We start from the raw sequence: 14120 nt of genomic DNA, 5'->3' as shown, positions 1-14120 counted from the left end.
TCAGATCATGAGAGGGCCCTTTCCCGGTCGAGTACTTTCAATTTCGGGGCCGTCACCGCAAACCTGGGGAATCGACGGAATGTCTGGGGGCAACCATGTCTGTTGAACGACTGAAATCGTTGGCGGTACGCGTTGGCGGCACACTGGACGTCGCCGCGCTCCGCCGTGCCGTGACCGCCGTCACCGCGCGACACCCGGCTCTCCACGACCTGGAGTTCGCCGAGTCGGACGTCCGGGAGACCGCGAACCCGCGCCGTGCCGCGTCCGACGCCGCCCGCCGCGCGTCCCGCCGACCGGGGGCGCGGCTGCTCGCGGTCCACGTGGCGCACGACGAACACCTGCTGGTGCTGACCGCCTCCGGGGTGGACGTGGCGTCGCTGTGGGCGGTGCTGCGGGAAAGCTCGGCGGCCTACCCGACCGGCGAACCGGGCCCGCGCGCCGAAACCCCGGCGCCGCAACGCCTTCGCGACGCCGACCGGTCCGACCCGGACCTGCCCGCCGACTTCCCGCGTCGACCGGGCGGCCGCACGGCGGTGGTCCGGGTGCCCGCGCCCGCCACCCGCGACCCGGCGGACCTGCTGTCCGCACTGGGTGTCGTGCTCGCCCGGCACACCGGCCAGGACGCGGTGCGCGTGGGCACCGCGGTCGACACCAGGCCGCCGGGCGCCGAGAACGCGGTGGGGGACCACACCATCACGGCCACCACCGCCGTGGACCTGAGCGACCGACCCACCTTCCGCGATCTCGTCGCGCGCACGTCCGTGAGCCCGGACGACACACCGGTGCGGGCGCGGCTGACCGTCGTGCCGCCACCACCGGAGCTGTTCGGCCGGCGGGTGGACACCGTCGCGGTGGTGGACGACGGCGACTGGGACCTGGACATCCGGGTCGCCGATGAGGTCGAGGTCGTCTACCGCCCGGACCGCCACCACGTCGACCGGATCACCGACCTGGTCGCGCAGATCCGCCGGGTCCTCGACCAGGACCCCGACCTGCCCGTCACCTCGTACCCCCTGGGCACGGACGTGCCGCGGCCGGTGCCGCCGACCGCCGCGCACACCGGGTTCCCGGCCCGGTTCGCCGAGCACGCGAGCGCGACGCCGGACCGCACGGCCGTCGAGTGGGGCCGGTTCTCCTGGTCCTACCGGGAGGTGGCGCGCGAGAGCGACGGCATCGCCGCCCGTCTCGCGTCCGCCGGTGTCGGCGTGGGCGACGTCGTCGCGGTGCACGCCGCCCGATTACCGGTCCTGGTTCCCGCGCTGCTGGGGATCGGGAAGGCGGGCGCGGCGTTCGCCGTGCTGGACGCCACCCACCCGCCCGCGCGCACCGCGGAACTGGCCCGCGCCGCGGGTGCGACCCGGTGGATCGACGCCGCGCCCGGCCGGGCCGCGCCGTTCGCCGACGAACCGGTGTTGCGCCTGGTGGGCCTGCACGCCGGTGAGCACGCCGAGCCGCCCGCGATCCCGTACGACCCGCACCGCACGGCCTACCTGGCGTTCACCTCCGGCACCACCGGCACGCCACGCGTGGTCGCCGGCACCGGCGCGGTGCTCGACCACTTCCTGTCCTGGTACACCGAGGCGCACGGCCTCGACGGCGACGACCGGGTCACGGTGCTGTCCGGCCTCGGCCACGACCCGTTCCTGCGCGACGTCCTCATTCCACTGTGGACCGGCGGCACGGCGGTGTTCCCCGACGTCGACCCGCGCGACACCGACGCCCTCGCCGGGTGGCTGGGGCGCAGCCGGGCGACCGTCACCCACCTGACCCCGGCCCTGGGCGCCGCGCTGGCGGCGGCCCGACCGGCGAACTCGGTGCGGCTGATCGGTTTCGGTGGCGAGGCGCTGCGCGAGTCCACGGTGCGCGAGTGGGCGGCGCTGGCCCCGGACGCGGTGCAGCTCAACCTCTACGGCGCGACCGAAACCCCGCAGGTGGTCTCCGCGCACGACGCCCGGACCACCACCTCCGCCTCCGGCCGCGCCCCGATCGGCCCCGGCTCGGGCGGAACGCAGGTGCTCGTGCTGGCGGGCGACCGCCCGGCGGCCGTGGGCGAACTGGGCGAGATCGCGGTGCGCGGCCGGCACCTGGGCCGGTACGCGGACGACCAGGGTCCCGGCGGCTTCGTCGAAGATCCTTTCGCGCCAACGGAAACCGGCGCCGACCGGGTGCGGCTCTACCGCACCGGAGACCTCGGCCGACGGCGTCCGGACGGCTTGATCGACCTGGCCGGCCGGGCCGACGACCAGGTCAAGGTGCGCGGACACCGGGTGTCGCCCGCCGAGGTGGAGGCCGTGCTGGCGGCGCACCCCGAGGTGACCGGCGCGCTCGTCGCGGGCCGGGTCGACGGCACGGGCGCGACCCGTCTCGTCGCGTGGGTCACCGGCGCCGTCACCGCCGACCTGCGCGCGTTCGCGGCCGCGACGCTGCCCGACCACGCGGTGCCCGCGGCGATCGCGGTGCTCGAGGCGTTCCCGTTGACCGCGCGCGGAAAGCTCGACCGGGCGGGCCTTCCCGAGCCGACCGCGCGCACCACCCGGCACGACCCGCCGCGCACCGACGCCGAGACGCGGATCGCGAGGCTCTGGCAGGACCTGCTGGACCTGCCGACACCGCCGGGCCGCGCGGACGACTTCTTCGCGCTGGGCGGTCATTCCCTGGTGCTGGCCCGCCTCCTGGCCCGGCTGCGCGCCGGGTTCGGCCTGGAGGTGGACCTGGCCGACCTGTTCCGGCACCGCACGGTCGAAGCGCAGGCCGCGCTGCTGCCGGACGTGCCGGCGCCACCGCCGACCGCCATCCCGCGCGGCGCGCCGGGTCTCCTGTCGTGGACGCAGGAACGCCTGTGGTTCGAGCACCGGCTCGACCCGACGTCGACGGCCTACCACATGACCCCGCTGGTGCGCCTGCGCGGACACCTGGACGTGGCAGCGCTCCGGGAGGCGTTCCGCGCGGTGGTGCGCGAGCACGACGCCCTGCGCACCGCGTTCCCGGACGGCGCCACGCCGACCCAGGTGGTCGCGGCCGAGGCCGACCCGGTGTTCACCGTCCACGACCTGCGCGCCGCGCCCGACACGGCGGACGCGCACATCGCCGAGGAGGTGCGGACCCCGTTCGACCTGGGCACGCCACCGCTGCTGCGCGTCCGGCTGCTGCGGTTGGCCGACGACGAGCACCTGCTGGTGGTCGTGGTGCACCACATCGTCTTCGACGGCTGGTCGATCGGCCTGCTGCTGCGCGACCTTGGCCGAGCGCACCGACCGGCACTCGGTTTCCCCGACGCCGCGCGGTGGGAGCGCGCCGAGGTCGACGGACCCGCGCTGGACGCGCTGCTCGACCGCTGGGAACGGCGGCTCGCGGGTGTGCCGACGGTGCTGGACCTGCCGACCGACCTGCCACGTCCGGCCGTGCGCCGCAGCCGGGGAGCCCGTCACCGGATCACCGTCGACGCCGCGACCTCCGCCGGGGTGCGCGCCCTCGCCCGCCGGCACGACACCACGGTGTTCGCCGTGCTGCTGTCGGCTTTTTCCGCGGTGCTCGCCCGCTGGACCGGCCGTCGCGACCTGCTCGTCGGCACGCCGGTGGCCAACCGGCCGCGCCCGGAGTTCGAGGACGTGATCGGGCCGTTCGTGAACACCCTGCCGCTGCGGGTGGACCTGACCGGGCGCCCCGCGTTCGGCGAGCTCGTGCGGCGGGTGGGCGAGGACGTGCTCGAAGACCTGGCGCACCAGCAGGTCCCGTTCGCCCCGCTGCGCAACCGGCTCGCGCCGGACCGCGACCTGTCGCGCAACCCGCTCGTGCAGGTCCTGTTCGCGTTGCAGAACACGCCGGTGCGCCCGCCGGACCTGCCGGGCGTCACCGCCGAGCTCGTGCACGCCGCCGAGGCGACCGCGCAGTTCGACCTGGCGCTGCGGGTCACCGACACGGGCGCCGAGATCCACGGGTGGCTCGACTACGACACCGACCTGTTCGAGGACGCCACCGCGCACCGGTTCGCCGACCAGTTCGCCGCCGTGCTGCGCGCCGACCCCGCCACCCCGGTGGACGAGGTCGACCTGCCGGGCGCGGACCTGGTGCTGACCGACTGGAACGACACCGCGGTCGAGTTCCCGCCCACCACGCTGCGCGCGCTACTCGCACCGTCCACATCGGACTCCACGGCGTTGTGGTGGCGCGGTGCAGCGGTGACCCACGCCGAGTTGCACGCCCGCGCCGGCCGGCTCGCCCACGAGCTGCGCGCCCACGGCGTCGGGCCGGACGCGGTCGTGGCGGTGCACCTGGAGCGGTCGCCGGAGCTGGTGGTGGCACTGCTCGCCGTGCTCCGGGCGGGTGGCGCGTACCTGCCGCTGGACCCCGGCTACCCGCAGGACCGGTTGCGGCACATGCTTTCCGACTCCGGAGCACGGGTGCTGCTCACCGCCGGCGGCCTGGAGACCGACGTGCCGCGCGTCCTGGTGGACGAGCACACCGGCACCACCGGGCCGACCTACGAGGGCGACCCGGGCACCGGTCCGGACCACCTCGCCTACCTGATCTACACCTCCGGCTCGACCGGGCGCCCCAAGGGCGTGCAGGTCACGCACCGCGGCATCGTCAACCGGTTGCGGTGGATGCGCGACGACTACCGGGTGACCCCGGCCGACCGGATCCTGCACAAAACCCCGACCAGCTTCGACGTCTCGGTGTGGGAGCTGTTCCTGCCGCTGGTCACCGGCGCCGTGCTGGTGCTGGCCGAACCCGGCGGTCACCGCGACCCGAGCTACCTGGCGGGCCTGATCCGGGACGCGGGTGTGACCATCGCGCACTTCGTCCCGCCGATGCTCGTGTCGTTCCTGGACGCCACCGAACCCGTGCCAGGACTGCGGTTGGTGGTGTGCAGCGGCGAGGCGCTGCCCGCCGAGACCGTCCGCCGGTTCCACGCCGCCCACCCCGGCGTCGTGCTGGAGAACCTCTACGGGCCGACCGAGGCGGCGGTGGACGTGACCGCGTACACCACGGTTCCCGGTCGGGTGCCGCCGTCGGTGCCGATCGGCCGGCCGGTGGCCAACACCCGAACCCTGGTGCTGGACCACGACTACCGCGTGACGCCCGTCGGCGTGCCGGGGGAGCTGTACCTCGGCGGCGTCCAACTCGCCCGCGGTTACGGCGGCAGGCCCGGTCTGACCGCCGACCGGTTCGTGCCCGACCCGTACGGCGCGGTGTTCGGCGAGCCCGGTTCCCGCTTGTACCGCACCGGCGACCTGGCCCGGTGGACCGCCGCCGGGGTGCTGGAGTTCCTCGGTCGCGACGACCACCAGGTGAAGCTGCGCGGGTTCCGGATCGAACTGGGCGAGGTGGAGGCGGCGCTGGCCGCGCTCGACGGCGTCGGCCACGCGGTGGCGGTGGTCCGTGAGGACCGGCCGGGTGACCGCAGGCTCGTCGGCTACGCGACCGGCGTCGGGCTCGATCCCGTCGCGCTGCGGGCGGAACTGCTGCGCACGCTGCCCGAACACCTGGTGCCGTCGGCGATCGTGCCGCTGGCCGTGCTGCCGCTCAACCCGAGCGGCAAGGTGGACCGCGCCGCGCTGCCCGTTCCCGAGGCGACGGCCACCTCCGGCGAACCGCCGCAGACGGGCGAGGAGCAGCTGCTCGCCGGGTTGTGGCAACAGGTTCTCGGGGTGTCCCGGATCGGCCGGGACGACGACTTCTTCGCCGTGGGCGGCGATTCCATGCACGCCGTGCGCGTCGTGGGCCTGGCCCGCGACCACGGCTTCGACCTCTCGTTGCAGGACCTGTTCCGGGCCCGGACGCTGTCCGCCGTCGCCGGCCTGCTGACGAGCACCCGCACCACCGCGACCACGACCGCCGCCTTCGGCCTGCTCGACCCGGCCGACCTGGCGCGGCTGTCCGGCTGACCACGACCTGGGGGACACCATGACCAACGACATCGAGGACGCCTACCCGCTCACCCTGCTCCAGTCCGGAATGCTGTTCCACAGCGCGCTGGACCGGGGAACGGCCACCTACCACGACATCTCGACCCTGCGCGTCTCCGGCCCGTTCGACCAGGACGCGCTGCGCGCCACACTGGGCGCGCTGACCGCGCGGCACGAGATCCTGCGCACCGGCATCGACCTGACCCGGTTCAGCACACCGCTGCAACTGGTCCACCGCGACGTGGAGATCCCGTTCTCCGCGGAGGACCTGCGCGGCGAGCCCGACCAGGAGGCGCGGATCGCGGCGTGGCGCGAGGAGGAGAAGGCCACCCCGTTCCAGACCAGCCTCGCGCCGCTGCTGCGGGTGCACGTGCAGCGGCTCGCCGAGGAGGAGTTCCTGCTCAACATCGCCTTCCACCACGCGATCCTGGACGGCTGGAGCCTGTCGCTGCTCACCACCGAGCTGCTCGCGGACTACGACGCGGCGCTCGCCGGCGTGGTCCGGGAGCCCGCCGCGAAGCCGACGCCGTTCCGCGAGTTCGTGGCGCTGGAACAGGCCGCGCTGGCCGACCCGTCCGCCGCCGCGTTCTGGACCGGGCTCGTCGGCGACGTCCCGTTCGCCGGGCTGCCGCACGACGGCGGCGACCTGGAGCCGGTGCGCACGCACCGGGTGCACGAGGTGCCGCTGGACGACGTGGCCGAGGGCGTGCGGGCCGCGGCGGCCCGTGCCGGCGCGTCGGTGAAGGCGGTGCTGTTCGCCGCGCACGCCAGGGTGTTGTCGCTGCTCACCGGCCGATCCCGGACCGTCACCGGCCGCGTCGGCAACGGCCGGCTGGAAACCGCGGGCGGCGACCGCACGGCCGGGCTGTTCCTCAACACCCTGCCGCTGGTGGTCGACAGCACCGGCACCTGGCTGGAGATCGCCCGGCGGATCCACGACCAGGAGACCGAGGCGCTGCCGTACCGGCGCTACCCGCTGGCGCAGATCCAGCAGGACCTCGGCCGCGACGCGCTGTTCGAAACGGTCGTGGACCACCGCAGCTTCCGCTCCTACGCCGACCTCGAGCTGTCCAAGATCGCCCTGACCGGCAGCGAGTTCTTCGAGCAGACCAACTTCCCGTTCACCGCGAACTTCGCCACCGACCCGGTCACCGGCCGCGTCGGCCTGCGGATCAACTACGACGCGGCGCGGTTCCCGCTCTCCCGCGTCGAGTCGATCGGCGAGGCCTACGCCGCCGCACTGCGCTTCATCGCGTCCGACCCGGCCGTCGAAGCGTCCACTGTGGACCTCCTCGGTGCCGATCGCGCGCTCCTGCTGGACGACTGGAACGCCACCGCCACCGACGGCACGGACCGGTCGGTGGTCGAGCTGCTGGAGGGCCAGGCGGCACGGACGCCGGACGCGGTCGCGCTGCGGTTCGCCGACCGGTCCCTGACCTACCGCGAGCTGCACGACCTCGCCGACCGGCTCGCCGGTCACCTGAGGGCGTCGGGCGTCGGGCCGGACACGTTCGTCGGCGTGCGGCAGCGGCGGTCGCCGAACCTGGTGGTGAGCCTGCTCGCGGTGCTCAAGGCCGGCGGCGCGTACCTGCCGCTGGACCCCGAGTACCCGCCGGCGCGCCTCGAGCACATGCTGCGCGACTCGGCCGCGCCCGTGGTGCTCGCCGACCCGGACCTGGTGGGCGACCCGGTCGAGGGCCGGACCGTCGTCCCGGTCACCGCCGACCTGCTCGACGGCCTGCCGGAACCGACGGCCGCCGTCCCCGTCCGCCCGGGCGACCTGGCGTACGCGATCTACACCTCCGGCTCGACCGGGCTGCCCAAGGGCGTCCGCGTGCCGCACCGGGCGCTGGTGAACCTGTTGCGGTCCTTCGGCGACGTGCTCCGGCTGACCCCGGCGGACCGGCTGCTCGCGCTCACCTCGCTGTCCTTCGACATCGCGGGCCTGGAGGTGTGGCTGCCGCTGCTGACCGGCGCGGAACTCGTGCTGTCGCCCGATCTCGGCGCCGACGGCCCGAGGTTGCGCGCCACCGTGGAGGAGTCCGGCGCGACGGTCGTGCAGGCCACGCCGTCGAGCTGGCGACTGCTGGTGGAGGCGGGTCTGGGCGCGAACCCGGGGCTGCGGGTGATCGCCGGCGGCGAGGCGCTGCCCGCCGAGGTGGCCGACGCGCTCGCCGAGCGGTTCGGCGAGGTCTGGAACGCTTACGGGCCGACGGAAACCACCATCTGGTCGACGGTCGACCGGGTGCGCGGTGGCGCCGCGCCGCGGATCGGACGGCCCATCGCCAACACCGTCGTGCGCGTGCTGGACGACCGCTTCGGCCTGGTGCCACCGGGTGTGCCCGGCGAACTGCTCATCGGCGGCGTCGGGCTCGCCCACGGCTACCACGGCAAACCCGGTCTCACCGCCGACCGGTTCGTACCCGACCCGTACGGCCCGCCCGGAGCCCGGCTGTACCGCACCGGCGACCTGGCGCGGTGGAACGCCGACGGCGTGCTGGAGTTCCTCGGCCGGATCGACCAGCAGGTCAAGGTGCGGGGCTTCCGCATCGAGCCCGGTGAAGTGGAGGTCGTGCTGGCCGGGCACGAGGGGGTGGGCCGGGTCGTCGTGGTCACCCGCGAGGACCGGCCGGGCGACGTGCGCCTGGTCGCCTACCTGTCCCCGCCGGCGGGCGGCGTGCTGCCCGGACCGGCCGAGCTGCGAGCCCTGGCCGCGCGGTCGTTGCCCGCGTACATGGTGCCGAGCGCGTTCGTGACGATCGACCGCTGGCCGGTGACGCCGAACGGCAAGCTGGACCGCCGCGCGCTGCCCGCGCCCGGTGGTGTCGAGGTCGACGGCCCCTCGGTCGCGCCGCGCACCGCCACCGAGGCGCGGGTGGCCGAGTTGTGGGCGGACGTGCTCGGCGTGGAGCGGATCGGCGTCACCGACGGCTTCCTGGAGTCGGGCGGCAACTCGATCGCCGCGCTGCGCCTGGTGATGCGGGTGCAGGAGGAGCTGGGCGCGGACGTGCCGGTGGCCGTGCTGTTCGAGGGCGGCACCGTGCGGACCGTCGCGGAGATCGTGGACGGCACCCGCGAGGCGAGCACGTCGGTTCTGGTGCGGCTCAAGGACACCGGCGACAAGCCGCCGCTGTTCTTCGTGCACCCGTTGGGCGGCAGCGTGTTCTGCTACACCCACCTGGTCGCCACGCTGCCCGAGGACCAGCCGTTCTACGCGATCCAGGCGCCCGACCTCGCCGGACCGGACGGACCGCGTCCGCAGACGCTGGAGGAGATCGCCGCGCTGTACCTGGAGGCCGTGCGCGAGGTGCAGCCGACCGGCCCGTACCACCTGGGCGGCTGGTGCATGGGCGGCATGGTCACCTACGAGATGGCGCGCCAGCTCGACGCGGCGGGGGAGCGGGTGGGCAGCCTCCAGATCGTCAGTGCCAGCATCAACGACCCGGTGCCGCCGCGCTACGCCGTGGACGAGGCCGCCGCCATCCTCGGCGCGTTCGCCTACCAGCTCGACATCACCGAGGACGAGCTGCGCGCGCTCGACCCGGAGACCCGCCTCGTGCGAGTCCTGGAACTGGCCGCCGGCAACGGGGTCAGCCGCGCCGACGCGGGCAGCGTCGGCGAGATCAAGCGGCTGGTCGCGCTCTACCAGCGGCACGCCCGCGCCCTGCTCAAGTACCGCGACGAGCCGCGCGAGCCGTACCGGGGCGAAACCGTCCTGGTGCGCGCCGAAACCGAGCTGTTCGGCGACGGCGACCTGGGCTGGGCGGACCGCGTCGCGGGCGGCCTGGTGATCGAGGAGTCGCCCGGCGACCACTACTCGATGCTCGAGCCGCCGAACGTCACCCGGCTGGTCGGCCTGCTGCTCGGCCGCACCGCCCCCGAATCGCCGCGGGCCACCGCGGTCTGACACCTCTGCACCAGGAGCAACACATGTCCACCCAGGAATCCACCGCCGGGTCCAGTGCCGGACCCGGCCCGGAGGCCACCGCGCCACCCGGCGAGGCGCCGGTCCGGGAGTTGTGGCGCAACCGCGACTTCGTCAAGCTGTGGACGGGGCAGGCGGCGTCCGAGTTCGCCACCCAGGTGACGAACCTGGCGGTACCGCTGGTCGCCGTGCTGGCGCTCAACGCCACCCCGCAGCAGGTCGGCACCCTGAACTTCCTGGCACAACTGCCCTACGTGCTCCTCGCCCTGTACGCGGGCGTGGTGGTGGACCGGCTGCGCCGCCGCGACGTGCTGATCGTCTCCGACCTCGGTCGGGCCGTGGTGCTCGCGGCGGTGCCCGTGCTGGCGGCGTTCGGCGTGCTGGCGTTGAACCCGCTCTACGCGGTGGCCTTCCTCATCGGCGGGTTCACCGTGTTCTTCCAGGTCGCCTACCAGGCGTACCTGCCGACGCTGGTGGCACGGCGCGAGCTCAGCGGCGGCAACAGCCTGCTGGAGAGCAGCCGCTCGGCCGCGCAGATCGGCGGACCGGCCATCGGCGGTGGTCTCGTGCAGCTGCTCACCGCGCCCTTCGCGCTGGCGGCCGGCGCGCTGGCGTACCTCGGTTCCGCGTTGCTGTTCTGGCGGATCGACGCCCGGGAGGCCGCGCCGCCCGCGGGCGGTCGGGGCGCGCGGAACACGTTGCGGGGCATCAAGGAAGGCCTCAGCCTGGTGTTCCACAACCCGGCGTTGCGCGCCAACGCGTTGATGGCCGGGTTGTTCAACTTCGCCTTCTACGCCTTCGAAACCGTGTTCCTGGTGTTCCTGCCGCGCACGCTCGGCCTGTCCGGCGCGCAGATCGGCATCGTGCTCGCGGGTCTCGGCCCGGGTCTGCTGGTCGGCTCGCTGTTCGCGGTGGGCCTGCCGCGCCGGCTCGGCTACGGCCGCGCGCTGCTGCTGACCGCGTTCCTGGCCAACGGTTCCATGCAGTTCGTGGCACTGCTGCACGGCAACGGCTGGGGCACCGTGGTGATCCTGACCGCGCTGAACTTCCTGTTCGGCATGTTCGGCACGGCCAACAACGTCGCCATGCTGACCATCCGGCAGGCCGTGACGCCGGACGGCCTGCTCGGCCGGGTGGCCGCGTCGGTCCGCTTCTTCGCGCAGGGCACCGCGCCGCTGGGCGCGCTGCTCGGCGGGGTGCTGGCCGCCGCGGTCGGCCTGAGGTCCGCGGTCGCCATCTCGGCCGCCGCGCTGATGCTCGGCTTCGTGGTGCTCGCGCTGTCGCCGTTGACCCGGATCGGCAAGGAACTGCCGACCCTCGACCAATCCTGATCGCACACCCTGGGGGACTGACCGATGAGCCGACACACTGTGGTGATCAACGACGAGGAGCAGTACTCGGTGTGGCCGAGCGCGTTGCCGGTGCCCGCCGGCTGGCGCCCGGTCGCCGAGCACGACAGCCGCGAGGAGGCCCTGGCGCACGTCGAGACCGTGTGGACGGACCTCCGCCCGGCGAGCGCCCGGTAGCGCGCCGTGGACTACAGCCTGTTCTACTTCGCCGACGACAGCACGGCGTCGTCCTCCGGCCGGTACCGCCTGCTGCTCGACGGCGCGAAGTTCGCCGACGACAACGGGTTCGTCGCGGTGTGGACACCGGAACGGCACTTCCACCCGTTCGGCGGGCTCTACCCGAACCCGGCGGTGACCGGTGCCGCGGTCGCCGCCGTGACCTCGCGGGTCGGGGTGCGCGCCGGCAGTGTCGTCGCGCCCCTGCACCACCCGGTGCGCATCGCCGAGGAGTGGTCGGTGGTCGACAACCTCTCCGACGGCCGGGTCGGCCTGTCGTTCGCCTCCGGCTGGCACGCGGGTGATTTCGCGCTGGCCCCGGAGAAGTACCAGGACCGCAAGCGCTTGCTGGGCGAGACCGTGGCCCAGGTGCGGTCGTTGTGGCGCGGCGAGCCGCTGTCCGTTGTGGACGGTGCGGGCTCGGCGACCTCGATCCGGCTGTACCCGCCGCCGGTGCAGCCGGAACTCCCGGTGTGGACCACCAGCGCGGGCAGCACGGCGACGTTCCGGGCCGCCGGCGCGGCGGGCACCGGCGTGCTCACCCACCTGCTGGGCCAGGAGTCGGCCCAGCTGCGCGCGAACATCGCCGAGTACCGCTCGGAACACCTGGCCGCGCACGGCTCTCCGGGCCACGTCGTGCTGATGGTGCACGCGTTCCTCGGCGACGACCCGGACGAGGTCCGCGAGGTGGTGCGCGAACCGCTGGTGGAGTACCTGAAGAGCTCGTTCCACCTGATCGCGGGCTCGGCGGCCAGCGTGGGCGCGGGCTTCGACCCGGCCCGCCTGCGCCCGTCCGACATCGACTTCCTGGTGCGCCGCTCCTACGACCGCTACTACGAGACCAGCGGCCTGTTCGGCACCGTGGAACGCGTTCGCCCGCTGGTGGAGGCGTTCGCCGAGGCGGGCGTGGACGAACTGGCGTGCCTGGTCGACTTCGGCCTGCCGACGGACACCGTGCTCGACGGCCTGACCGCCCTGAACCGACTCCGGGCGTCTTCACTGGAGGAAGCACGATGACCGACGCACCGTTCGACCCCACCGCCTCGAGCGGACCGGCGCCCGCCGTGCCGGGCGCGGTGCCCGGCGGCACCCTGCGCCTGCTCCGGGACGCGGGCTACGACCACCTGGACCCCCAGCGCACCGCGACCCTGCAAGCGTTGGCGCTGAACCAACTCGTGCACCGAACCCTGACCGCGTACCGCGAATCACCGGGCGCACCGGGGGTTCTGGTCGGCGACCTGGCCGAGTCACCCGGCCGCGACGTCGACGGCGACGGCCGCACCTGGGAGTTCACCCTCAAACGCGGCGTCCGCTTCGAGAACGGCTCCGAGGTCACCGCGATCGACGTGGCCTACGGCATCGCCCGGTCGTTCGCCCCGGAGATCTCCGACGGCGCCGCGCACCTGCGCAACTGGCTGCTGGAGAACGGCCCGTACGCCGGTCCCTACGAGTCGGGCTCGGTCGCGGTGCCCGGCCTGGAGGTGAAGGACCCGTGGACCCTGGTCTTCCACTTCCCGACCCCGCGCCCGGAATTGCCGTTCGCCGTCTCCACCCCGGTCACCGCGCCGGTTCCCCGCGGCTCGGACACCGGCGCCGACTACGACCTCCGCCCGATCTCCTCGGGCCCGTACCGGATCGAGTCGCACGAACCGGGCGTCAGCCTCGTGCTGACCCGGAACCCGCATTGGGACCCGGAAACCGACCCGCTGCGCACCGCCTACCCCGACCGGGTCGAGGTCGAGATGGGCGTGGACCAAACCGACCAGAACCAACGCGCCGCGGACGGCGAGGGCGACGACGCGTACGCCGTGGCCGAGAACCACGCCCCCCGAGCCCTGGCCGAACGGGCGTTGGCCGACCCGACCCTGGCACCCCGGGTCCGCAACGACCCGACCCCGCTGGTGTGGCACCTGGCGATCAACACGGCCCGCGTCACCGACCTGTCGGTGCGCCAGGCCATCGCCCACGCCCTGGACAAACAGGCGATCCTGGACGTGAAGGGCGGCCCGGCCCTGGGCCAGGTGACCCACACCCTCCTGTGGCCGACCGCACCCGGCTACCGCGCCTACCCCGACCCGTACCCCCACTCGATCGACCGAGCCCGCGAACTCCTGGCCGGCCGCACCCCGGAACTGCGCCTGATCAGCCGAGGAGGCCCGGAGTTCACCGGTTTCTCGGAGGCGGTCGCCGACAGCCTCCGCGCGGCCGGCTTCGCGATCACGGTGGAGGTGGTCGACCGTCCGCGCCACAACCCGTTGGTGCGCACCAGGAACAACCCGTACGACCTGTACCTGGTGTGCCTGCCGGGGGAGTGGCCAAGCCCGTCGGCCCTGCTGGCCACCTTCGACGGCGACCGCATCACCGACCGCGGCAACGACAACTGGTCCTATCTGAACGACGAGGACGTCAACACGACAATCCACCACCTCTCCACCCTCCCCGTCTCCGAGGCGATTGCGCGGTGGGGCGCCCTGGACGAACACCTGACCCGCCACCACCTCCCGTTCGTCCCCTTGTTCACCTACGTCCACGTGGGCCTGGGCGGCCCTCGCGTAGGAGGCGTCTTCACCTCCCCGGCCCTGGGCACCCCGGTCTACCTGACCGCCCACCTGACCTGACCACCCCGCGCCGGGGGGGGGGGCGCGAACCCCCCGGCCCCCCCCCCCCCAATCCATGAGACCCCAACCAGTAGGTGGAGTAGGGAGACGAAGCCCACCACCC

6 protein-coding genes are annotated in these 14120 nt (G+C 73.9%); all 6 read left to right on the top strand.

Features of this window, described 5'->3' with window-relative positions; genetic code table 11:
• The first annotated feature begins 119 nt into the window (after nt 1-119).
• From AB0G50_RS14600 to AB0G50_RS14575, 6 genes are read left to right on the top strand one after another with little or no spacing between them, the layout of a single operon-like run.
• Nucleotides 120-5888: an amino acid adenylation domain-containing protein gene (locus AB0G50_RS14600; RefSeq protein WP_360107343.1), complete on the top strand. Its 5769-nt coding sequence runs from the start codon at nt 120-122 to the stop codon at nt 5886-5888.
• A 19-nt stretch (nt 5889-5907) separates the two neighbouring features.
• A complete protein-coding gene (locus AB0G50_RS14595) occupies nt 5908-9816 on the top strand; it encodes an amino acid adenylation domain-containing protein (protein WP_360107340.1) in 3909 nt (1302 codons plus the stop codon).
• A 23-nt stretch (nt 9817-9839) separates the two neighbouring features.
• On the top strand, nt 9840-11165 hold the full coding sequence (locus AB0G50_RS14590; protein WP_360107337.1) for an MFS transporter: 1326 nt from the start codon (nt 9840-9842) through the stop codon (nt 11163-11165).
• Nucleotides 11166-11189: 24 nt separating this feature from the next.
• A complete protein-coding gene (locus tag AB0G50_RS14585; protein ID WP_360107334.1) occupies nt 11190-11360 on the top strand; it encodes an MbtH family NRPS accessory protein in 171 nt (56 codons plus the stop codon).
• A gap of 6 nt (nt 11361-11366) precedes the next feature.
• Entirely contained in the window at nt 11367-12416 is a 1050-nt protein-coding gene (locus tag AB0G50_RS14580; protein ID WP_360107331.1) for a MupA/Atu3671 family FMN-dependent luciferase-like monooxygenase, read from the top strand.
• Complete coding sequence (locus AB0G50_RS14575) at nt 12413-14017, top strand: ABC transporter substrate-binding protein (protein ID WP_360107328.1); 1605 nt, start codon at nt 12413-12415, stop codon at nt 14015-14017. The genes AB0G50_RS14580 and AB0G50_RS14575 overlap by 4 nt, the downstream gene beginning before the upstream one ends.
• Nucleotides 14018-14120 lie beyond the last annotated feature (103 nt).

Source organism: Actinosynnema sp. NPDC020468 (genome assembly GCF_040642015.1).
In the GTDB taxonomy this organism is placed as follows: domain Bacteria; phylum Actinomycetota; class Actinomycetes; order Mycobacteriales; family Pseudonocardiaceae; genus Actinosynnema.
The sequence above is the reverse complement of the archived record's forward strand: the minus strand, read 5'-3'. Positions and strand labels throughout refer to the sequence as shown.

Bases quoted from the DNA above. Each gene is read 5' to 3' on its own strand.
- AB0G50_RS14595 (WP_360107340.1), top strand. From the start codon at position 5,908: ATGACCAACGACATCGAGGACGCCTACCCGCTCACCCTGCTCCAGTCC.
- AB0G50_RS14590 (WP_360107337.1), top strand. From the start codon at position 9,840: ATGTCCACCCAGGAATCCACCGCCGGGTCCAGTGCCGGACCCGGCCCG.
- AB0G50_RS14585 (WP_360107334.1), top strand. From the start codon at position 11,190: ATGAGCCGACACACTGTGGTGATCAACGACGAGGAGCAGTACTCGGTG.
- AB0G50_RS14575 (WP_360107328.1), top strand. From the start codon at position 12,413: ATGACCGACGCACCGTTCGACCCCACCGCCTCGAGCGGACCGGCGCCC.